This window comes from Pseudomonas sp., assembly GCF_051660785.1.
GTDB lineage: Bacteria > Pseudomonadota > Gammaproteobacteria > Pseudomonadales > Pseudomonadaceae > Aquipseudomonas.
In genome coordinates this window covers 141,501-162,878 of sequence record NZ_JBOFQE010000059.1, presented here as the reverse complement: position 1 = coordinate 162,878, position 21,378 = coordinate 141,501, and the positions used below count along the sequence as shown (strand labels likewise).

Annotated in this window: 22 protein-coding genes and 1 pseudogene; 14 read left to right on the top strand and 9 right to left on the bottom strand. The window is 55.6% G+C overall.

What is annotated here, in order from left to right; translation table 11 throughout:
• Positions 1-74 precede the first annotated feature (74 nt).
• On the bottom strand, positions 75-416 hold the full coding sequence (locus ACRC4F_RS16405; protein WP_438660281.1) for a hypothetical protein: 342 nt from the start codon (positions 414-416) through the stop codon (positions 75-77).
• Positions 417-863: 447 nt separating this feature from the next.
• On the opposite strand from ACRC4F_RS16405, the gene ACRC4F_RS16400 reads away from it, so the two are divergent.
• Positions 864-1,229: a histone-like nucleoid-structuring protein, MvaT/MvaU family gene (locus tag ACRC4F_RS16400; protein ID WP_438660280.1), complete on the top strand. Its 366-nt coding sequence runs from the start codon at positions 864-866 to the stop codon at positions 1,227-1,229.
• Between the two features lie 53 nt (positions 1,230-1,282).
• Here the strand turns inward: ACRC4F_RS16400 and ACRC4F_RS16395 are convergent.
• The 4 genes and pseudogenes from ACRC4F_RS16395 to ACRC4F_RS16380 form a co-directional block, all read right to left on the bottom strand.
• Positions 1,283-1,420: pseudogene (locus ACRC4F_RS16395) on the bottom strand (LysR family transcriptional regulator); the annotation flags it as partial.
• A 399-nt stretch (positions 1,421-1,819) separates the two neighbouring features.
• Positions 1,820-3,148 (bottom strand): SDR family oxidoreductase, encoded by a 1,329-nt coding sequence (locus ACRC4F_RS16390; protein WP_438660279.1) that lies wholly within the window; start codon positions 3,146-3,148, stop codon positions 1,820-1,822.
• A 255-nt stretch (positions 3,149-3,403) separates the two neighbouring features.
• Entirely contained in the window at positions 3,404-4,546 is a 1,143-nt protein-coding gene (locus ACRC4F_RS16385) for an ATP-binding protein (RefSeq protein WP_438660278.1), read from the bottom strand.
• Between the two features lie 374 nt (positions 4,547-4,920).
• Positions 4,921-6,048, bottom strand: a complete 1,128-nt coding sequence (locus tag ACRC4F_RS16380) for an ATP-binding protein (RefSeq protein WP_438660277.1) — start codon at positions 6,046-6,048, stop codon at positions 4,921-4,923.
• Between the two features lie 185 nt (positions 6,049-6,233).
• Here ACRC4F_RS16380 and ACRC4F_RS16375 point away from each other — a divergent pair, with 185 nt between their 5' ends.
• The 6 genes from ACRC4F_RS16375 to ACRC4F_RS16350 all read left to right on the top strand — a co-directional run bounded on the left by ACRC4F_RS16375 (position 6,234) and on the right by ACRC4F_RS16350 (position 11,691).
• On the top strand, positions 6,234-6,593 hold the full coding sequence (locus tag ACRC4F_RS16375) for a response regulator (protein WP_438660276.1): 360 nt from the start codon (positions 6,234-6,236) through the stop codon (positions 6,591-6,593).
• Positions 6,594-6,827: 234 nt separating this feature from the next.
• On the top strand, positions 6,828-7,667 hold the full coding sequence (locus tag ACRC4F_RS16370; protein WP_438660275.1) for an alpha/beta fold hydrolase: 840 nt from the start codon (positions 6,828-6,830) through the stop codon (positions 7,665-7,667).
• 140 nt (positions 7,668-7,807) lie between these two features.
• Positions 7,808-9,166: an MATE family efflux transporter gene (locus ACRC4F_RS16365; protein WP_438660274.1), complete on the top strand. Its 1,359-nt coding sequence runs from the start codon at positions 7,808-7,810 to the stop codon at positions 9,164-9,166.
• Between the two features lie 95 nt (positions 9,167-9,261).
• A complete protein-coding gene (locus ACRC4F_RS16360) occupies positions 9,262-9,942 on the top strand; it encodes a phosphoribosyltransferase (RefSeq protein WP_438660273.1) in 681 nt (226 codons plus the stop codon).
• 127 nt (positions 9,943-10,069) lie between these two features.
• Entirely contained in the window at positions 10,070-11,197 is a 1,128-nt protein-coding gene (locus tag ACRC4F_RS16355) for a saccharopine dehydrogenase family protein (RefSeq protein WP_438660272.1), read from the top strand.
• Between the two features lie 2 nt (positions 11,198-11,199).
• Positions 11,200-11,691, top strand: coding sequence for a DUF2269 family protein (locus ACRC4F_RS16350; protein ID WP_438660271.1), 492 nt, complete (start codon positions 11,200-11,202; stop codon positions 11,689-11,691).
• Between the two features lie 40 nt (positions 11,692-11,731).
• Here ACRC4F_RS16350 and ACRC4F_RS16345 read toward each other — a convergent pair whose 3' ends face one another.
• Complete coding sequence (locus ACRC4F_RS16345; protein ID WP_438660270.1) at positions 11,732-12,478, bottom strand: SDR family oxidoreductase; 747 nt, start codon at positions 12,476-12,478, stop codon at positions 11,732-11,734.
• Positions 12,479-12,657: 179 nt separating this feature from the next.
• On the opposite strand from ACRC4F_RS16345, the gene ACRC4F_RS16340 reads away from it, so the two are divergent.
• From ACRC4F_RS16340 to ACRC4F_RS16330, 3 genes are all read left to right on the top strand, one after another.
• A complete protein-coding gene (locus ACRC4F_RS16340) occupies positions 12,658-13,227 on the top strand; it encodes a YceI family protein (protein ID WP_438660269.1) in 570 nt (189 codons plus the stop codon).
• Positions 13,228-13,534: 307 nt separating this feature from the next.
• Positions 13,535-14,020 (top strand): hypothetical protein, encoded by a 486-nt coding sequence (locus ACRC4F_RS16335; RefSeq protein ID WP_438660268.1) that lies wholly within the window; start codon positions 13,535-13,537, stop codon positions 14,018-14,020.
• Between the two features lie 119 nt (positions 14,021-14,139).
• Positions 14,140-14,373: a DUF4177 domain-containing protein gene (locus ACRC4F_RS16330; RefSeq protein WP_438660267.1), complete on the top strand. Its 234-nt coding sequence runs from the start codon at positions 14,140-14,142 to the stop codon at positions 14,371-14,373.
• A gap of 81 nt (positions 14,374-14,454) precedes the next feature.
• Here the strand turns inward: ACRC4F_RS16330 and ACRC4F_RS16325 are convergent, their stop codons facing one another.
• Complete coding sequence (locus tag ACRC4F_RS16325; RefSeq protein WP_438660406.1) at positions 14,455-14,898, bottom strand: hypothetical protein; 444 nt, start codon at positions 14,896-14,898, stop codon at positions 14,455-14,457.
• Positions 14,899-15,202: 304 nt separating this feature from the next.
• Between ACRC4F_RS16325 and ACRC4F_RS16320 the strand changes: the two genes are divergently transcribed.
• Positions 15,203-16,330: a GGDEF domain-containing protein gene (locus ACRC4F_RS16320; RefSeq protein WP_438660266.1), complete on the top strand. Its 1,128-nt coding sequence runs from the start codon at positions 15,203-15,205 to the stop codon at positions 16,328-16,330.
• 56 nt (positions 16,331-16,386) lie between these two features.
• Here the strand turns inward: ACRC4F_RS16320 and ACRC4F_RS16315 are convergent, their stop codons facing one another.
• Positions 16,387-16,827 carry a hotdog fold domain-containing protein gene (locus ACRC4F_RS16315; protein ID WP_438660265.1) on the bottom strand — a complete coding sequence of 147 codons (441 nt, stop codon included), beginning with the start codon at positions 16,825-16,827 and terminating at the stop codon, positions 16,387-16,389.
• 162 nt (positions 16,828-16,989) lie between these two features.
• Here ACRC4F_RS16315 and ACRC4F_RS16310 point away from each other — a divergent pair, with 162 nt between their 5' ends.
• The 3 genes from ACRC4F_RS16310 to mqo all read left to right on the top strand — a co-directional run bounded on the left by ACRC4F_RS16310 (position 16,990) and on the right by mqo (position 20,331).
• Entirely contained in the window at positions 16,990-17,625 is a 636-nt protein-coding gene (locus ACRC4F_RS16310) for a TetR/AcrR family transcriptional regulator (protein WP_438660264.1), read from the top strand.
• Positions 17,626-17,649: 24 nt separating this feature from the next.
• A complete protein-coding gene (locus ACRC4F_RS16305) occupies positions 17,650-18,360 on the top strand; it encodes a GNAT family N-acetyltransferase (protein WP_438660263.1) in 711 nt (236 codons plus the stop codon).
• Positions 18,361-18,678: 318 nt separating this feature from the next.
• Positions 18,679-20,331, top strand: coding sequence for a malate dehydrogenase (quinone) (mqo, locus tag ACRC4F_RS16300; RefSeq protein WP_438660262.1), 1,653 nt, complete (start codon positions 18,679-18,681; stop codon positions 20,329-20,331).
• A 167-nt stretch (positions 20,332-20,498) separates the two neighbouring features.
• On the opposite strand, the gene ACRC4F_RS16295 is transcribed toward mqo, so the two are convergent.
• A complete protein-coding gene (locus ACRC4F_RS16295) occupies positions 20,499-21,122 on the bottom strand; it encodes a hypothetical protein (RefSeq protein ID WP_438660261.1) in 624 nt (207 codons plus the stop codon).
• Positions 21,123-21,378 lie beyond the last annotated feature (256 nt).

Below are 21,378 nucleotides of genomic sequence, written 5' to 3'. Positions count from 1 at the left end.
TTCTCGACGATAGCGTCACTCGTTACATGCGGGATGTCTGAGGGCACAGCCGCACTGCTGGTTTACTATCAATTTCAGTTCGACTCTGAAGGTCTGGCGATATCAGCGCTCAAAGAAGAGTACCAGTCAGCGTAGGGCGTATTGGCGACCTGGTTTCTATTAAAGTCAGGGCTGCCATCGTCCCACCAAACCGGCCCGCGCTCCCCGAGAGCCTCCTTCGCTGTCTGGACGCGCGCCCTGGCAAACTTCAGCTGTGCGATATTGCCAGACGTTTTTGCTGCCTTGACCTCGCGTCGCGCGGTCATGAGCACGTCAACCAGCGGCTGCCGCGCCTCCTCACTCAACGATGGGTTGGTACAACGCCACAACTTTCCTTTGACTACAAAGTAGCGACCGTCAGGAGTCGTTGGATACATAACGGAAATGCCTCCGGGTTCCGTGGTTTAGCTCGTACGGAACCACTACCATCGTCACCAGAGTGGATTGCGGCTTGCAGGCTATACAAGGCCAACAAACGATAGGATAACCAGGACGATCACCACTGCCCCAACGATGTAGATGATATTGTTCATAAAAACTACCCTTTATCTGAATGTGATTTCGACACAAAGGTGTCTAGTACAAACGACATCTCAAGAGGCAATTTCGTTCCGCAGATCAGATTCAGGTTCGGCGCCATTGCAACCCATGTTCCGTTGCGATATTACGAACCTTCTCCCGTCGCTAAATGCTAATGAATGGACGTTTTCTCGAGTGCGAATCGTGCAACGGATACGAACTTATAAGCAGAGTCAACGCTCTTATTTCATGCAAATCAGAGTTTTTGGTGTAACGTTCGAATAACAATCACGGGGAGATTTCTTATGTCCAAACTCGCAGAGTTCCGCCAGCTCGAAAAACACCTGGCAGAACAGCTTCAAGCACTCGAAGCCCTCAAAGGTGACGCTGGCTTGAAGGCCGAAATCGAATTCGAAACAAAGCTCCGTGCCTTGTTGGCGAAGTACGGCTTCAGCTTAAAAGACATCGTTAACCTACTTGATCCTAAGGCCGGTAGCCATGCTTCAACTGTCAAGCCGCAATCGAGCAAGCGCAAGCCTCGCCAAGTGAAGGTCTACAAAAATCCAAAATCTGGAGAAGTCATTGAGACGAAGGGTGGCAACCACAAGACTCTTAAGGAGTGGAAAACTAAATATGGCGCCGACACGGTAGAGTCTTGGCTCGCCAAGTGATCTCGGTTTGAGTACCAAAGGGCCCTTCGGGGCCTTTTTTATTGGATGCGTTATCAGTCGCTGCCCACCCTGGCCCAGAATTCTTCGGCAGATGTACTCAGTGGCGCTGCTGGACGGGTCAGGTGAATTTCCAAAGGGATATCCACGGCCGCGAGGTGGCTGCTGAAAAGTGGTTTGAGGTGAAGGTAATCAAAGCGGCACGGAGGGGTGCGAGCTTTCGCTTCCTGAGCTGCTTTCGAAATACACCCTCTCGGACAATTACCGCGAATGGGCAAAGACCTATTTGAAGTCAGATAACGGCTCCATTTGAGTTGAGGCAGGTGGAGCAAATTGTCATGAAAAAGACAATCTTGGCCTTCAGCCACCTCTCACCCAGCGTGCTTGAGCCCTGCGCAGATAAGGACGACATCGTCATCATGATGCAATAAGACGACGTTGTTCCTTGAGGGACTTTATCAATTGCGTTGTCACCAGTTTGCTTTCAGTTGGTGGGCGCCGATATCTATTCAAGAGATGCGCGGGCTACGTCCTGAGGACAAAACGCTCCAACGTAAAAAAGGGCCCTTCGAGGGCCTTTTTTATGAAATCTGCTAGCGAGAATGATCTCGCCGTCCATGACGATTTAGTGCGTAAAGGCATCCGCCAAGCAACAACGTCGCGCCTACCGTAACTAGCAAAGATGGTCTGTGCTTGGCTGCACGCCAGCCACCTTCAATACGCCGATCACCCACTGGCGGAGCAAACAGATTTCCTGATGACGATTCAGACTGTGGGCCGTGTTCTATACCCAAGCGAGTCAACCATCCTGACAGGAACGAGAACCCCGGTACCAGGAAATGCGCCAGACGGGCCATCGTCGCCGCACTTCCCACAGTGGTGCTGGGCCTTGGACGTAACGCACAGGCAACCATCGCATGGGCGACGAGATGCGGATCATAAAGGGGCGGCGGTGGCTTGAGCGCATGACCGGTGAAATTTCCTGCATCGCGAAATCCCGGTGTGTCCATGACTGCCGGATAGATGTCGCACACATGGATATCGGGGAAGCCGATCAGCTCCCCGCGCAAAGCTTCACTCAAACCGCGTAAACCATATTTGCTGGCTGAATAAGCTGCTGCATAGGGCTGTGCGACCCAGCTCCCCAGTGACAAGGTGTTAATCAATGTGCCGCATTTTTGTGCCTTGAAGTATGGCCATGCCACATAGGCGCCTCGCAGGTAACCGAGCAGATCCGTTTGCAGCACTTGTTCATGGGCTTCAAGGGGCGTTTCCTCGAAGCTACCGACCGCTCCGACGCCTGCATTGTTGATCCAGATGTCGATGCGTCCGTCGCCAAATGCGGCAGCTTGGTCTGCCAGTGCGCGCATCTGTCCGCTGTGTGTAACATCCGTACGAACTGCCAAAGCCGTCCCACCGCGTGCGACACATTCCTCGACTACTTCAGCGAGTGCGGCTTCGTCACGCGCCCCCAGTACCAGGCGGGCTCCCTCACTTGCGAATGCATGAGCTGCTGCGCGGCCTATACCGCTTGATGCCCCGGTGATGACCACCAGTTTGTTGTGGAGAGCGCTTGTGGTGGCTCTGCGGTACACCTCAGAACGGCCTCTAACCTCTGATGAGGGTACATCTGCTGGAGCGTTGTATCGCACTTTGTTGAGTTTCAACCGTGCCCCATCGATCAGGGTTAATGTCAGGTCATGGATGGTGCCGGCGACTCGATCCGGGAACACCGGTTCGCCTATAGGATCAAGTTCGTCGTACAAAAATTGCTGACCTTCCAGCCACCCGACGGCGGTCATTAATTCGGGGCCCAAGTAATATTTTCCGTCGAGAAAGAAGCCTGGAAAACTTCGTGTACGTTCTAGGCTTTCTACTACGTAACGCTCGCCAGGCTTCATGCCGGTTAAGGAATCGATCATGGGGAAGTCCTCAGTTCGCAGGTGTTGCGATAGAGGACAGGCTGTAAACAATGTTCCATCGAACTGACGTAAAGGGAGTACAGATCGCTGGGGTCATTCGTCGATATGCAGACAGCCGAAGGTGTCGCTACGAGTCGTCAGTACGTACCTGTAATCAGTTGTGACAGCGGTCGAGATCAACGAGGAGCTTCCTGGGATGCCCGAGTTCACCAATGTTTATTTCAACATGTCCCAGGGTGAGGAAAGCACTCGCGGTCAACCAACGAAATGACGCTTAGGGACTCTGACAAGGAAGGTAGTGCCGTGTTCCTGGCTAGAAAATACCTCGATGACGCCGCCGTGCGATGCAACGATCTCTGAAGCAATAAATAGTCCCAGGCCTAATCCTTCGCTAGGTCCATGGTCGACTATCGAGTGCTGAGAAAATCGACCCATTGGATTAAAAATGAAAGGCAACACGTCGTCAGGAATTGGCTTGCCGCTGTTATGAACTGAGAAAATAACGCTGTCCTTCGAAACGTTTAGCGTCACCTCTATAGGATGTCGATTGTCTCCGTGCTGCACCGCGTTGCTAATAATATTGGAGAAGACCTGCTCCATTCGCGCACCATCAAATTCCCCATCAGCAGAAGCTTTCTTCTCGAAAAGAATATCTGTGTTGGTGTGAAAGGCGCGGAGCTCATCCACGATTCGCTCGCACAGGGGCAACAGATCCAAAGCCTTTTTTTTGACAGGAATTCCCGGGCCCATTTGACACCGTGTGAGATCCAGCAGATCACCGACAATTTGACTGGCGCGCTTAACACTTGTGTAAATTTGAGCAGATATTTTCGTCGCCCTTACGCCGAGTCCTTCCGAGCGTCTTAACACGTCAGCGCCGAGCAAAATGGCGCCCAAGGGAGTGCGCAAATCATGTCCCAGGATGCCGAGAAAGACGTTGCGTGATGCCTCAACAGCGCGCGAGTAGCTCGCGATGGATTCTGCCAGGGCTTGGTCAATGGCTTCGTGGAATCGGGTCATATCGTCAACGTCCACGTCCAGTGGGGTGCCTGCCTTTACTTTTTTCAACCATTGACTGAGTACACTCGTCCTGAGGGCCCGATATTCCGACACCATTTGGTCAATGGTGAAACCCGCCATCAGTCGCGTAACTGCGTGTGTTTCTGCAGGTGTTTCCTCATCAGTAGCCGGCGCATTACCCTGAGCCTTGGCAATCTGCTCGTCCGCTGATTGTTTTGTACGTAGATCGAGCACAATGGCATGAAGCATTTGTTCGGCATGATCCCGAAGAGCCTTGGTGTCCAGCGGTGCACCTGGTGTGTCAATCGTTCGCGCGAAATCCTCCCAAGCCTGAAGAATTGGTTCAAGGTTTTCTGTAATGAAATCTGACAGTCGCATGCCTGTATTCCTGATTGAAAAGGCGAACTCCAGGCGGGAGGGGAAGCGAAGCCGCTAGGTGCGATTGAGCACGGGTTTGAAGTTTGGCATGACCGCCAGTAAAGAACCTTATGCCCTATTGGAGACCTTGTCGCGTGTCCATGGATATGACTCGCATTTATGCCCCTTACTTCTTCCGACTCCTTAAAGCTATGCGCAGTTCACTGGGCAAAAACAGGACGAGATCGCCTGCACATAGGCCACCGCGTCCAGATCCTTAATATTTTCGGTCCAACCTGCTTTTAGGCAAGGTCGGCAGCATCGTTCACACGCGTGGAGGGGTGATCGCCACCCGGACCTCGGGGGCCAGGCGACCAGTTTCAATCGACGCTGCGCTAATCGCAATCGGGTAAATTCACACGGAATATTGTGCCCTTCTCCAGCGTCGACTCGACCTCTATCGTTCCACCATGGCCCTCTACAATCTGAGAGGCTATAAATAATCCCAGGCCTAGACCCGATGATGCCCCAGGTTCACCTTTGGAGTATTTGGAATACCTTCCTTCTGGATTGAATAGAGAGGGTAGTGCACTGGGAGGAATAGGATCTCCAGAATTCTGCACACAAAAGCAGGCGGTGGTGCTATCTCTTTTCAAAGTGGCATAGATAGGATGCTTTGCGTTGCCATGTCTCACTGCATTGCCAATAAGATTCGAAAATACCTGTGCCATGCGTGATGGGTCGTATTTGCCAAATACCGAGTCCTCATCGTCAAATATGATTTGCGCTTTAGGATGGGCGGTAGAGAGCTCATCAACGACTGATTTGCAAACGGAAGTCAGATCAGTATCTTCGGGGTGCACAGGGATGCCATTGCCCAGATTACAACGAGCCAGGTCAAGCAGATCGTTCACCATATGGTTGGCAGTTTGAGCACTCGTAGAAATCTGCGCGATTATCTTTTTTCCTCGGGTGCCAAGTTCTTCAGTCTGTCGTAGCAAATCGGTGCCTAATGTCACGGCGCCCAATGGTGTGCGAAGGTCGTGGCCCAACACTCCCAAGACTGTTTTTCGGGTGGTCTCCACCGCCTTTCCATAGGTCGCAATCGACTCGATTAGCGCTTGATCTATCGCCTCATTGAATCGGATCATATCTTCAACTTGATGATCTTCTCCGGCGTATCCGTCTGTCAGCCAAAGTCTTAGCACGCTCGACCTGAGGGCGCGGTATTCGGAGACCATCTGGTCTAAAGTGAAACCCGCCATCAGGCGTGTCAGCGCGTGGCTCTGAGCCGCCGATTCGTCGTAGCCTACAGGCCCTAGCCCTTTTGACTTCTCAATCTGCTGCTGAGCGCTTTGAGATGTGCGCATATCAAGTGCTACGGTCTTCAAAATATATTCGGCATGGTTTCTCAGGCCACGGGAATCCATTTCCGGCATCGGGGTATCAACAGACCTGGCGAATTCTTCCCACGCTTGCAGAATAGGCTCCAGGTTTTTAAGGATGAAATCTGAAAGTCGCATGGCAATCCTTTCTGGCCTACCGTCTACTACGACGGTATCAGCCAGATAAATTTGGTCGACAAAATCAGACTAGCGGATTGACGTGATTCGGCAACCGATCCTGCGCCGAACTCCGCTCGTCAGCTCATCGAAACGCTGACCGCCCGCCGCACCACTAAGTGACAAGCCTTCTGGATCTATCAATCATGTGCCCAACTGTACTGGTCGTAGAAGACGATGAAATACTGCGTTCCCTGTTGGTCGAGGCCATTTCGCTTTTGGGATTAACTGTGATTGATTGTGTATCTGCGGATGATGCTCTCTGCGTGCTGGAAGGCTCGACTTCGATATCATTGGTCATGACCGACGTTTGTATGCCAGGCAGCATGGATGGGTTGGATTTGGCAAAGGTGATTTGGTCTCGTTGGCCTCGCTTGCCTGTCATAGTCACCTCCGGAGACAGATCGATACCTGACGGGTTGATGCCTGTTAACGCTATGTTCCTACGCAAGCCATCTTCGCTGGATGTACTGCATATGGCGGTTAGAAAATATCTGCCGGCGTAAAGGCAGCGTCAAAGCTGGAATGCACCTGGGCGTATATTTTTGGCGCTCAAAACGAACGATGGCACTTCTTGGCCCGTCGAATTTTTTTCGCCGTGTACGGGAGCAATTGGCCGATCAGTTTGGAAGGGGGGGCGTTCAAGAGCTAAAAACTGAGGTTGTCACTCGTCAAACAGCGACCAGCCTGTGGCGAAGGGCCGCTTGCGACTTAACAGCGGGCAGGCCAGGGGGTAAACCATGACAACGCGCAAATTAACTATTAATGACTTGCAGTTGAACGTTTCAATCCGCGGCCAAGGTTCACCGCTACTCTTGCTCAACGGCCTGGGTGGTTTGATCCGTACCTTTGATCCCCTGCGCGATGAACTGGTGGACTACAGGACCATTACGCTGGACGTGCCCGGGGTCGGCAAATCGCAAATGCCCCGCTGGCCGATGCGTCTGCCGCGCCATGCCGACCTGATCGCGCAGATGCTCAAGCATTTGGGCATCGCTCAGGTCGATGTGTTCGGCGTGAGTTGGGGCGGCGCATTGGCGCAAGAATTCGCCCTGCGTCACCCGAGCATGGTGCGCCGACTGATCCTCGCGGCGACCTCGGCCGGCCCGGCGATGCTGGTGAAACCCGCCGACATCCTGGATTTTTTTGGCAGGCGCAAAAGCGCCAGATTGCGCCAGCAAAAAGGCTCGCGCGATTCGATACAGACGCTGCTGCGCTTCGGTGTGGTGAACGGCATGCTCACGGTCAACCCGCGAAGCTATTACCACCAGCTCACCGCCCTGGTGGGCTGGACCAGCCTGCTGCGGCTGTTCCGTCTGCGCCAGCGCACGCTGATTCTCACCGGCGAACGCGATACCCTGGTGCGGCTGTACAACGCGCAAATCTTGCGCGGCACCATTCGCCGTGCCGAACTGCAGGTTCTACAGGGCGAGGGGCATTTTTTCGTGGTGACCAGCGCCAGGCGAACGGCCGAAGCGATACGTGAATTCCTCTGCCGGCAGCACGACGACGAAGAGCCCGCGCCGATGATCGCCAACGACACATTTGAGCCAGGCCTGCTGCAATCCGAGCGGAAATGATCGCTGATGCCTGCAAATGGCTCGCCCAGGCCGAAAACTGACATCGTCCACTCTTCACATCTTCGAAATCGGAGCGCATTGGCATCAGCGCCCTGGCGTAGAATTCGCAAACCACCAGTCCCACCCGAGACGGACCCTCAATGCAAACCCCGACATCCAACCACCCCCTCTGGAAAACCTACCTTCTTTTCCTCGCCCCTATGGTCCTTTCCAATTTCCTCCAGTCCATGTCGGGCACCATCAACAGCATCTACATCGGCCAAATGCTCGGCACCCAGGCCCTGGCCGCTGTCTCCGGCATGTTCCCCATCGTCTTCTTCTTCATCGCCCTGGTCATCGGCCTCGGCGCGGGTGCGGGCGTCCTCATCGGTCAAGCCTGGGGGGCGCGTGAGCCGCATCTGGTGAAAACCATTGCCGGCACCACCTTGCTGTTGGGCGCAATGATCGGCCTGCTGGCAGCGATATTGGGCAGCGTCTTCGCCAGACCCGCCCTGCAAGGACTCGGCACACCGGCCGACGTCCTCGACGACGCCGTGTCCTACGCCCACGTGATGATGTGGATCATGCCGTCCCTTTTGGTCTACGTGCTCTTCACTCAACTGCTGCGCGGGGTCAGCGATACGGTGTCGCCGCTGATCGCATTGCTGGTGTCGACCTGCATCGGTCTGGCGCTGACGCCGGCGTTGATTCGGGGTTGGTTCGGGTTGCCGATGATGGGGATTCAGAGTGCGGCGTATGCCGGGTTGGCGGGTAATTTGTCGGCGATGGGATGGCTGGCGTGGCGGTTGATTCGCAAGGGGCATCCGTTGGCGCCGGATCGGGAGATGTTTGCGGCGATGCGCCTGGACCTGGTGATTCTCGGCAAGGTGCTGCGCATCGGCTTGCCGACCGGCTTGCAAATGGTGGTGCTGTCGGTCTCGGAGCTGGTGATTCTGGCGCTGGTGAATCAGCACGGTTCGCAAGCGACGGCGGCGTATGGGGCGGTGACGCAGATCGTCAATTACGTGCAGTTTCCGGCGTTGTCGATTGCGATCACGGCGTCGATCCTTGGCGCTCAGGCGATCGGGGCAGGGCGGCTGGAGCGGATGGGGCCGATTCTGCGCACTGGGTTATTGATCAACGTGTGCCTGACCGGCGGGTTGGTGGTGCTGGGTTATCTGCTGTCGCACTGGTTGCTGGGGTTGTTCCTCACGGATGACTCTACCCGGGCGAAGGCGGAGCATTTGTTGCACATCATGCTGTGGAGTCTGCTGGTGTTCGGCTTCCAGGCGATAGTCGGCGGCATCATGCGCGCCAGCGGGTCGGTGCTGGTGCCGATGGCCGTTTCGATTTTTTGCGTGGTCGGGGTGCAGTTGCCGGTGGCGTATGTGCTGGACGGGCACTTCGGGTTGCAGGGTGTGTGGATGGCGTTTCCAGTGGCGTATCTGGGAATGCTGGTGTTGCAGACGGCGTATTACAAAATGGTCTGGCAGCATCAGAAGATTGAGCGGTTGGTGTAGGCGAGCGGACTTGCTGTCAGCCACCTTCAGACTGACAATCGAGAGTGACCCTGCGACGCGAACCGACAGGCGTGAACGCCTGAGGAGGTTTTCCCATGAGTCCCTCATCGCCCACCATCCTGCAAGACCGGGCCGCTGCCGGTCGGCGTCTGGTGGAACCGCTGCTCAAGTACGCTCATCGCCCCGACGTCATCGTTCTCGCCTTGCCCAGGGGCGGTGTGCCGGTGGCCTATGAAGTGGCCACTGCCCTGGACGTTCGCCTCGACCTGATGCTGGTGCGCAAGCTGGGAGTGCCGTCCCATGAGGAGTTCGCGATGGGCGCGATTGCCAGCGGCGGCATTCAAATCCTCAATGAACACGCGCTACGGATTCACCCGATTGATATGGCCACGTTCGATGCCGTGGTTGCCCGAGAAACCCGGGAACTGTTGCGGCGTGAGCAGGCTTATCGGGGAACGCGCGCGCCGGTGCAGCTCAAGGATCAGGTGGTGATTCTGATTGATGACGGCCTGGCGACGGGCGCTTCGATGATGGCGGCGGTCCACGCGGTGCGGGTGCATGCGCCGGCTCGAACGGTGGTCGCCGTGCCGGTGGCGCCGATCGAAACGGCGGAGGCGCTGCGCAGTGAAGTGGACGAGCTGATTTGCCCGCTTATTCCTGAGTGGCTGATGTCGATTGGCCGCTGGTACATGGATTTTTCTCAGACCTCGGATGCAGAGGTTATCAGGTTGTTGCAGCGGGCGTGGATGAGAGAGTCGGGCTCTGCACAACGGTAAGCGGACGGGCAATTTGAGTGTCCGCGGAATGTCGCTGCTTGCCCGCTCAGCCAATTTAAGCAAAGCTCTGACGGCCCCAGTCTGGGGCGGACTGGCCACACGATCGAACAGTCAAGGAAAGCGTTGAATGGCACTCAGGGTGATGGTGATCGGTGGCTACGGAAATTTCGGCAGCATCGTTTGCAGGCATTTGGTCGCGATACCAGGCGTAGAGCTGGTGATCTCGGGCCGCGATTCAAACAAGTTGCAGCGCAAGGTCGACGAGCTCAAAACCCGGTCTGGCCGCGCCTGTGAGAGTTGGTGCGGCGATGCCATGGGCGCCGCGTTCGGGTCCACGCTGAGTGCGTTGGACATTCAGTGGGTGGTCCATACCGGCGGGCCATTCCAGGGGCAATCCTATGCCGTCGCGCAGAGCTGCATCGACGCGGGCGTGAGCTACTGCGATTTGGCCGACTGCCGCACCTTCGTCAATGGCATTGCTGTGCTCGACGCGAGCGCAAAGCAGGCCGGCGTGGCCATTCTCAGTGGGTGCAGTTCGGTGCCGACGTTGTCCTCGGCGCTCATCGACCAATACCGCTATCGCTTCAAACGCATCGACTCGATCGATCACGGCATTTCTTCCTCAGCCAAGATGCCGGGCCTCTCGACCGTCGAAGGCGTGTTGGCTTACGCGGGCAAACCGATCAAACAGCTCAGGAATGGCCAGGTGCACGAAGTGTCGGGCTGGCAGGACCTGACCTTGCGCAAGATGCCGCCATTGGGAACCCGTGTCCTGTCCAATGTCGATGTGCCAGACATGGATATTTTCGCGGGCCGCTACGGCGCCCATACCTTGAGTTTCAAGGCAGGTTCGGGGCTGAAGCTCGGTGGCGTAGCCAACTACGTACTCGCCGAGGCGCTGAGAATCGGGCTGCTGCGTGACTCTGCCGCTTGGGCGGCACGGCTGCATCGTTGGGGGACGTGGTTCGAGCGCTTCGGTGATGGCCTGAGTGCGATGTACATCGACGTCGAAGGGCAGGGCGTTAATGGGCAACCGCTGTCCATGACCGTGCAATTGACGGCACACAACGACAAGGGCCCTGAAATCCCGAGCTGCGCGGCGGTCGCGCTGGTGGCAAAACTGGTCGCAGGTTACGAGCCGGTATCTGGCGCCCGTCCTTGTGTGGGCGAGATCAGCGTCGACGAGTACATGGCGGCGATCAACGACCCGGCCAACCTGCACCTGTCCGTGCGCTTTTCTGACGAGCAGGGCTGAGCATGCTCTATCTGTGCCTGAAATACCTGCACGTCATTGCCGCGATTTTCCTGTTCGGGTTCGGTATGGGCTCCTACCTTTATTTAATCGCGGCCAGTCGCACGGCCAACCCGCAAGTGATCGCACACGTTGCCAGAATGGTCGTGCGCTTCGACACCTGGATCACCACTCCGGCAGGCTTCATTCAGATCATCACGGGTTACCTGCTGATGAAAGTGTCCGGGCTGCCCATGACTACGGAATGGGTTCTGACCTCGTTGATCATTTTCCTGTGCGTGGGCTCGCTGTGGCTTCCGGTGCTGGTTCTGCAGAAACGCTTGCAGGTGATGGCGTTGAGCGCGGTGGAAAACGGTGAGGGGCTGGACGCGAAATACCGGTCGGTCTACCAGAAATGGTTCTGGATGGGCGTGGCGGGTTTTGCGGGGATGTTTGTAATCGTGATGATGATGGTCACGAAGATGACGCCGTTACAGCTGGTTGAGGCGGTGGTCTAGGCCAACCGCCACGCTTCACCATTAGACCTGGCTTTGACGCCTAGTGAGCCTCGAGCCAGTCCTGAAACCGGGTCGCACCGATGATGGGATGGGCGCCCGGTGTCAGCGACTGATCGTTGATTGGCGCGCCAAAGTAAGGAACCGTGTCGTCCGACACTGGCTGGCGCGGGTCCTTGGTGTGCTTCAGGTAATCGCTCGCGAATTCGATGAGGGGGCGGTTTTCAGGGCCAGCCACTTCGACGGTTTGATTGATCGGCGCTTTCAGCGCGATGTCTGTCAGGGCTGCCGCCACGTCGGCCGAGGCCACCGGTTGCAACGCGGCGGACGTCAAGTGAATGGTGTCGCCTTCCTCGCGCCCGGAGTGAGCAATGGCGTGGATAAACTCGAAGAACTGCGTGGCCCGCAGAACGGTATAGGGAATGCCCGATTTCTTGATGAGATTTTCCTGGGCCATTTTCGCCCGGAAGTAACCACTGTCGAGCATCCGCTCGGTGCCGACCACCGACAGCGCAACATGGTGTTTGACGCCGTCAATCTTTTCCGCCTTGATCAGGTTGTGCCCGGCGGTTTCGAAGAAATGCAACGCCGCATGGTCCTCGAAAGAGGGCGAGTTCGACACGTCGACCACCACATCCGCGCCTTTCAACGCCTCCGTCAGGCCTTCGCCGCTGATGACATTGACGCCGGTGCTCGGCGACGCCGCGAGGACTTCATGCCCCAGGTCCTGCAGGTTTTGGCAGAGCTTGCTGCCGATCAGCCCGGTACCACCGATGACGACGATCTTCATGTCCTGTCTCCCGATGCGGTGAATGCTTCATCAATTAAACACCTGCGCAAGTGACGGCATCGGACGCTGGTTCGGGTTGCCGACAGGTGGTCGGAAGTCTCGGCGCGAGGTGGAACAAACCGCGGTTCTTTGCTTTAGTCCACCTGTCTGGCCAGCGTGTGCCACGACCGGAGCGTCCCATGAATTCCCGATTCCCGTCGTTTTCCGTACTGGCTGTTGCGCTTGCCTTCGGTTGTTTCCCCAGCGTCGAAGCGGCCGAATACACCCAAGTCAATGAAACCGCCAGCACCATCTCCTTCACGTACAACCAGTTCAGCTCGCGGGTGTATGGCACGTTTGCCAGGTTCAAGGCCTCGCTTGATTTCGACACGGCGAACCCTTCGGCGGGGCACGCCACGCTTGCCATCCAGCTCGACAGCATCGATGCCGGCAGCGAAGACGCCAACACCGAATTGCAAAAGCCTGCCTGGTTCGACTCGGAGAAGTATCCCGAGGCGACGTTTGAATCGACCGATGTGAAATCGCTGGGTGACAACCGATACACGATCACCGGCAAACTCACGCTCAGAGGTGTAACCCGCGAGGTGGCCGTTCCGGTTCACCTGAAGGCGGAGAATGCCATCGGCATCTTCGATGGCCAGTTAACGCTCAAACGCAGTGACTTCAAAATCGGCGAGGGTGAATGGGGCGATACCGTCGTTTCCGATGACATCAATATCCGGTTCCGGATGGTTGCGCCGCAGCGGTAACTTTTGCTGTACATGGCGACGTTAGGTGCTTTTTTACTCGTGGTCTATTCAAGGTTTCAGTACTGCATCAATCGGGTGAATGTGTTGTTCGATTTATTGGAAATAAAGTAGGCGGCATTAATCGCTTTTAACTCTCTTGTCATCGTTGGGGATGAACTAGTCTTTGTCGGTGCGGATGGTTTGAGGCTGAATAAGTTGTACAAAGTGTGGTGGGTTGTATCGTTTCAATATTATTACAAACCTGTAACGCCTGCCTGTCATCACTACTCGTTTTTATGGCGGAAGGCTCAAAAAAGGAGCGAATTAAATGACTTCGGATGCGCTAGCCTTGTCAGATGTGGCCGTCTTAATGACTGAAAACCAGCGCCAATTTCATTTGGAAGAGTTCAGGCAGCTAAAATCCGAAATTTCTATGTTGCTTGAAAGAGTCGCTTCTTTGTTTAAGTACGGTCTGATCGGTAGTGCCGCAGTTTACTCATGGTTTCTAACCAATTCGATCACGACGGCACAGTTCTTTCAGCAATCACGAGAGGTGCTTATAGGCGCCAGTCTGATACCTCCGGCGTTGGTATTTTTTTTCGGTCTGCTGGCGCTGGTGACGTATAAGCATGTCAATAAAATGGGGCTGTACCTGAAAGATCTCGAACGGTGTCTGGGCCATAAAGAAACGCTGGGCTGGGAACAGTATTGGCGCAAGGAAAAGCCCTATCTGTTATGGATATTGTTATTTTTCTATGTGTCCCTGCTTTTGGCGGAACTCGCCGTTGTGTATTGGGTGTGTCACAAATTTTGAAGAGCCACTTCGAAAGAGGCGTTAGAAGTCATGAGTAAGAAAGGCGCCAGGGTTAATACCTGCCCGACCATTCAATTCAATTGCACGGTTTGCTTTTTATTCGGCTAGTGGAGCTGCTTATGAAATCGAAACGTTCGGGCGTGCTGTGGTTGCTTGGAGGCTTGTTGGTTTTCAGCCACGCTTGCGCAGACACATCTGCATATCGCGTGCTCGGTGTTCAGCTCCATGAGCTACAAGATACGCTGAATGCGAGAGCGAAGGACGGATGGATACTAAAGAGTGTTGTCGCGTGGACTACAAACTGTCCAAACAACTCTAAAGAGTGTTTGGTGGTGGTCCTGGAGAAGAAGTAGGCAGATGGGGCTTTATGAATCAAAAGCGGCGCAGAAGCGGACGCCGTATGTCCTAAAGTAGGGGAAAAACCGCAGCCAACACTAACCGCAGGAATCAGCCACGGCCTTCTCGGCGCGTTCAATTTCCTGCTTGATGTCAGTGGTGATCCGCTGTTCCTTGCGTTCCTGTTCGAGGAATTGCTGACTCCCCTGGTTTTTCAGTTCGGCGTCGGACGCGGCATCCTGCGCCCGCAGTTCGGCAGCATGCGCGTCTATGACGGCTTCCACCTCGGTATCATTTTTCGCGGTATCCAAGGCGCTGACCAATTTGTCGACTTCCGCCTTCTCGGCATCGGCGTAAGCGTCGACGGACAGCCCGGAAGCCATCGCTCGCGCACGAATTTCCACGGTTTCCTTATGCTGTTGTGCTGCCTTGCACACCGCATCCTGCCGAGCGCTCTCGCCAGCTTTCCATTCCATAAACCCATACGTCGTCACTCCCATCACGGCCAGGGTGATGACGGTACTGATTAATTGGCCTCTCACAATGCGCAACCTCAACAGTCCAGGGGGCCGTTTTCGTGATTATCGCCCGATTCTATTCGAGGCATCAAAAGCGTAGCAGGACGAGCGAGCTGCACGTTGCCGGCGCTATGTCATTTGGCCCGACCGCTGCGAGGCATGGGGATCGCACTTGTGTGCTATTACTTTCTGACGATTGTCAGGGAAGCAGTCAGGGGCGCATTACCGTGAAAGTGCCGGTACCCACGAGTGTTTATTGTTTGTTTGCCTGAGTGGCAGGGTGCCACAATCGCTTTTTTTGTCGCAGCATCATGATCAGGCGGATCAAATGGGTGGCCCAGGATTTCGGCACGACCAGGATACTTTCATCGCAGCGCAGGTGCGCAGTGATCGATTGCATCAGCTCTTCCACCAGTCATTCCCGGCTATTTTCGGCAGTTTTCTCGCCGCGCTGATGCTGTGCGGGCTGTGTTGGGAACGCTTTGATCACACCGTTGTTTTCTGGTGGATCGGTCTGCTGACGGCGTCGTCGTTGCTGCGCATCCTGATGTTCGTTGCCTGGTTTCGCTGCCCCGAGAGTGAGCGCACCCCGCAACGCTGGGAGAAGAAATACTGGTTCACGCTGATGTTGTCCGCCAGTATCTGGGGGGCCGGCGCGTTAGCGGTCATGCCGGCAAATGACTTGTTGTCCCAGGCGTTGGTCATGCTCTTTGCCGTCGGCATGTCGGTCAGTGCCGTGTCGTGTTATTCGTCCTATCGATACATGACACTGGCGTCCATCGGCCTGGTGTTGTTGCCGTGCACCTTCTGGCTGCTGTTTCAACCGTCAGCGATGCAAGTCGGCATGGCGTTCGCCGTTATCGTGTTCGCCTCGTTCGTGGCCAGCGCGACACGCAAATTGTCTGAAGCATTGGAAACGGCCTTCCAGCTTACCCGCGAGATGGAGCGTGCCCACCGCATTTCCACGTACGCCGCACAGACCGATGAACTTACTGGCCTGAAAAACCGCCGCGCTTTCTTCGAGCATGCCCAGCAATTGTTCCATGACTGCAAAAACAACCAGCTACCGCTGTGCGCGGTGATGCTGGATATGGACCACTTCAAGCACATCAATGACACCTACGGACATCAGGTCGGGGATCAGGTGTTGCGGCAACTGGGCGTGACCATTAACCGGTCCTTCCGCGATACCGATGTCTTCGGCAGGCTGGGCGGCGAAGAGTTTGCGATTCTGCTTCCGGATACATCCATTGAAAGCGCCCTGGGCATTGCCGAGCAACTCATCCAGTCTATCGGTGGATTGATGACCGGCCCTGTTCACCGCATATCGGCCAGCCTGGGTGTCGCAGCAATGGAGATCGGCGACAACGACCTGCAAAGTTTGCTGAATAACGCTGATAAAGCGTTGTATCGAGCCAAGGCGCGGGGGCGTAATCAGGTGGCTGTTTCGGAGTAGAGAGCAAGGATGCAGCAGCTGAACGCAGGCTGCGCCAGCTGCACAGATGCGGGTGCTCAGGAAAGCTTCACGTTCATGGTGATTCGTGCCGTGAACACCTTCTTGCCTTCAGCGTCATGAATATCCACCGACACGATCTTGTCGCCGTCAGTCTGCCAATCCACGGCCTCACCATTGGCCACCGCCGTCACGTCTGTCTTGGCCTTGGCCAGGTACTCAACCGTCATCCCTTTTGGAATCCAGCGCGCACCGGCGGGAATGGACACGTCGGTCATCGTCCCGGCAGCCAGTTCGGCGGCGTTGCACATCGCAATCGCGTGAACCGAGCCCAAGTGGTTGGTGATCTCCTTGCTGAACGGCACCTGCACTGTGGCATGGCCCGGGCGCAACTCGGCGATCAACGGATTGATGGTGCTGAAGTAGGGTGCTACCTGACAGGCCATTTTGCTGAACGCTTGCGGGCCGGCGCTGTTAAACATGCTGAGAAACTGACTCATTTTGAAGCCTCACTGAGGGGTGGTTTTACAGAATCATCTTCCGTAACAGAATAATGTTCTGTGACGGAACAGTATTCTGTTGCGATGAAATCTGTCAACCTAGCGCAGCTTTCTCATCGGCAGTCGTCTGCCTTGTCATGGATTTTTTGGCCTGTATCCCGCATGGAAACCGCAGATTTACTCGAGCGCAGCTACCCCGGCAGAAGAGCCGAACTCAAGCGCGACATCTTCAGAAAGGCCTTGGCCCTGTTCAACGAACAAGGGCTCGAAGCCACGACCATCGAAATGATCCGCGCCGAATGCGATACCAGCGTGGGCGCGATCTACCATCATTTCGGCAACAAGGAAGGCTTGGTGGCCGCGCTGTTTTTCACCGCGCTGGACGATCAGGCACTGCTTCGCGACCGCTACCTCGCCGAGGCACAGACGACGGAAGAGGGCGTGCACGCGCTGGTCCACAGCTATGTCGATTGGGTCGACAGCCAACCCGAATGGGCGCGTTTCCAGTACCACGCGCGGTTTGCCGTGACCAAAGGCCCGTTCAAGGAAGAACTGGTCAGCCGTAACAAAACCCGTAATGAGAAGCTCGGACAATGGCTGGCAGAACCCGGCCGCCGCGATGAGCTGCGGGCGATTCCGTCCGAATTGTTGCTGTCGCTGATCATTGGTCAGGCGGACAGTTACTGCCGCGCATGGTTGTCGGGGAGGGTGAAGGGCAGCCCCAAGGCCTACAGGCAATTGCTGGCAGAAGCGGCGTGGCGATCAATCTGTGACAATACCTGCGCCGAAACCCAGTAAAGCGATCCCGGAGTCAGAATTTCAATGCCGCAACTCACCCACTTCGAAGCCCCGTGCCCGGAGCACATCAACAGTCAGATCCTGCAGATGGTCGTCGACAACCTGACCGACATCAGCATGGTCGGCATTGCGCCGAGCAATCCGCTGTACAACGTCTATCAGTACGCGGTCGGCTACGAAGTGCACCTGTACCTGGAAGCCCTCGGCGGGGGTAAAGGGATCGCGGTCGAGTTGATCGTCGCCACCGACGATCAAGACCCTGAAAAGGTCATCGGCTTTCTGCTGTATCTGCCGGTCAAGGACGATCCCGAAGCGTGCGGCGTGGCCTACATGGCGGTCGACGCAGGCCATCGTCGCCGAGGCGTCGCGCGATCCATGTTGCAAGACATGATCAGCCGCTATCCGCACGCCGAACTGACCTGCACCGTCGCCAAGGTGCCTTGGTTCGAATCGATGGGTTTTCAAGTGCTGGGCGTGCGCGGCACGCAGGTGCTGATGAACACTTGCGACCACAGCAGTGAAGGCTTGATGGGACTGCTGGATGTCACATTTATCTACAGTTCTTTAGAGGTCCGGCAGATACATACCTACTTGCTGCAAAAACACGGAAAGCGCGCAATGGTCGATGCTGAAAAGCAACGCGACCGGCATCTGGACCAAATGACCCACAACGCCAAGGTGTTTGTGCTGAATCGTTTGGGCCGGGACGCGGCGAACGAGCCCCGTCTGGACTAGACTCATAAGTCCTTTTGGGAGCGCGCGGTCGTCCAGCCATGATATTCTGCGCGCCAACTTGGTTTGACCTATTCAGTTTGCCCGTCCTCGAGACGTGCCGACAGGATCAATGTCGCTCAAGTAGCTGAAGCCAATAATGATAAAAAGTCAGTTCAGTAGGGACATATAACTGAGGTCGATGGAGACACGTCGGCCTTGTGTGCCCACCCTTCGATTCTTGTGTACGAGCACCCACGACGTCCTGCCTGAATGTCGTGAACCAAGGGCTTCGTGAATGAGGATGGAGGGGCGGATGGCGTTTTATCATAGGTGTTACAGATGTTTAAGAAAATGAACACGGCCCTGCTGGGGCTGGCTTTGTCGATGGGGATCACGTCCGTTAACGCGGAAGAGGCAAAGAAAGTCGATGTACTGCTGATCGGCGGCGGCATCATGAGCGCGACCTTGGGTGTGTGGCTCAACGAGCTGGAACCCGGCACTTCGATGGAAATGATCGAGCGCCTCGACGGCGTCGCCCTGGAAAGCTCCAACGGCTGGAACAACGCCGGCACCGGTCACTCCGCCCTGGCCGAATTGAACTACACCCCGGAAGACGACAAGGGCAACGTACAGATCCCGAAAGCCGTTGAAATCAACGAAGCGTTCCAGATTTCCCGTCAGTTCTGGGCCTGGCAGGTTCAGCAAGGCGTGCTGAAAAACCCGCGTTCGTTCATCAACTCCACGCCGCACATGAGCTTTGTGTGGGGCGATGACAACATCAAGTTTCTGAAGAAGCGCTACGAAGCCCTGCAAGCGAGCCCGCTGTTCGCCGGCATGCAGTACTCCGAAGACCCGGCTGTGATCAAGAAGTGGGTTCCGCTGATGATGGAAGGGCGCGACCCGAACCAGAAAATCGCGGCCACCTGGAGCCCGATCGGCACCGACGTCAACTTCGGCGAGATCACCCGCCAGTTCGTTGCGCACCTGCAAACCACGCCGAAGTTCGACTTGAAACTGTCTAGCGAAGTGCAGGACATCACCAAGAACGAAGACGGCACCTGGCGCGTCAGCTACAAAAACCTGAAAGACGGCAGCAAGTCTGAAACCGACGCCAAGTTCGTGTTCATCGGCGCGGGCGGCGGTGCACTGCACCTGCTGCAGAAGTCCGGCATTCCTGAAGCCAAGGAATACGCAGGCTTCCCGGTTGGCGGCTCGTTCCTCGTGACCGAGAACCCGACCATCGCCGAGCAACACCTGGCCAAGGCCTACGGTAAAGCCTCCGTTGGCGCACCGCCCATGTCGGTTCCGCACCTGGACACCCGTGTCCTGGACGGCAAGCGCGTCATCCTGTTTGGCCCATTCGCGACCTTCAGCACCAAGTTCCTCAAAGAAGGCTCGTACCTGGACCTGCTGACCACCACCACCACGCACAACGTGTGGCCAATGACCAAAGTCGGCATCAAGGAATACCCGCTGGTCGAGTACCTCGCCGGCCAGCTTATGCTGTCTGACGAAGACCGCCTCAACGCCCTGAAAGAATACTTCCCGAACGCCAAGGCCGAAGACTGGCGCCTGTGGCAAGCCGGCCAACGCGTGCAGATCATCAAGCGTGATGAAGCTGCCGGTGGGGTGCTGAAACTGGGCACCGAGATCGTTGCTTCCGCAGACGGCTCGATCGCCGGCCTGCTGGGCGCGTCGCCGGGCGCATCGACTGCTGCACCGATCATGCTGACCGTGCTGCAGAAAGTGTTCAAGGACAAGGTTGCTTCGCCAGCCTGGCAGGAAAAGTTGCATCAGATCGTGCCGAGCTACGGCACTCAGCTGAATGGCAGTCCTGAGAAGGTTGCACAGGAGTGGGCTTACACCGCCAAGGTGCTGCAACTGACTCCGCCGCCGGCGATTGGTCAGGTGGTGGCTCCGGCTGCTGCTCCGGCTGATGCTGATAAAGCGAAGGCGCCGAAGGCTAATGCGGCTAGTGATATGGCTTTGTAAGTAGAAGCGTAATCAGAAAAAGCCCACTGGATCGGAGACGGTCAGTGGGCTTTTTTGTGGGCGGAATTCAGCCATTACCGGCTGCGCAAATCTTGAGACTGACATCGCTCCTGTGGCGAGGGAGCTTGCTCCTGCTGGGCTGCAGAGCAGACCTGAACACGTCAGATTCACTCATCGCCGTACATCACATTCAAGCTTTCTATCCATTCATCTGCAGCTTCGAATCTTGCGTAATACTCCTTTTTTTCTAAGTCACTCAATTGAGTGAAGAAGGGAAGGAAGTAGTTGTCATTGTAGTAACCCTGAGCGCCTTGCATATCGCCCCCCCACCATGACGGGTTGTACCCCTCGAACGCTATCCACGGTGGAGGTACAACGAGTTTTTCACGGGAAATAATGTTCATGAAGTCAACGCTGTTCGTAACCATTCGGACGGTTGTGGAGTTGAATTCTCTGGTGGACGTAAAAAATACTAACTGCTCTTTTATTTCCTCGCTAACATACTGCTTTGCAGGTAGTCCATTGAATATTTTTTCAGACTTGTACTTGAAGTTTGATTCGGTAAGCGCCAAAAAAATTTGAATGTCTTTGTTGTCAATTAAAAATGAAGAATAAAAGGCCGGAATGCCTAAGCCTTCCAAAGACGTTGATTTCGGATACTCGGGCAGGCGGCTATTTATGTTTGTAAAAGAGCTAGTGAAAATGGTTTTGAGCTCGGTTACAGAATAACCTGCGATTTGCTCTTCTGGTTCTTTCTTGATTAAAGATTTTAAACGACTAAAAAAGCTCATGGCCAGACCTCAGTCTTGTACGTAATCAGTAAGCCAGGTTGCACCCAAGTAACCCGCAGTACCGAAAATGATTCCACCGACAGCTGTACTAACAATTGCTCCGGGGCCCGTTTCAATACCGACAGCTGCGCCAACTGCAAGACCTATCCGCCCGCCCGCGATCGCGGCGCCCCAACCTCCAGCTTGCTTGACTACCTCAATAGAGATCGGTTTGACGCTATTTTGCTTGATTGACTCATCTGTGGCCAATTTCAAG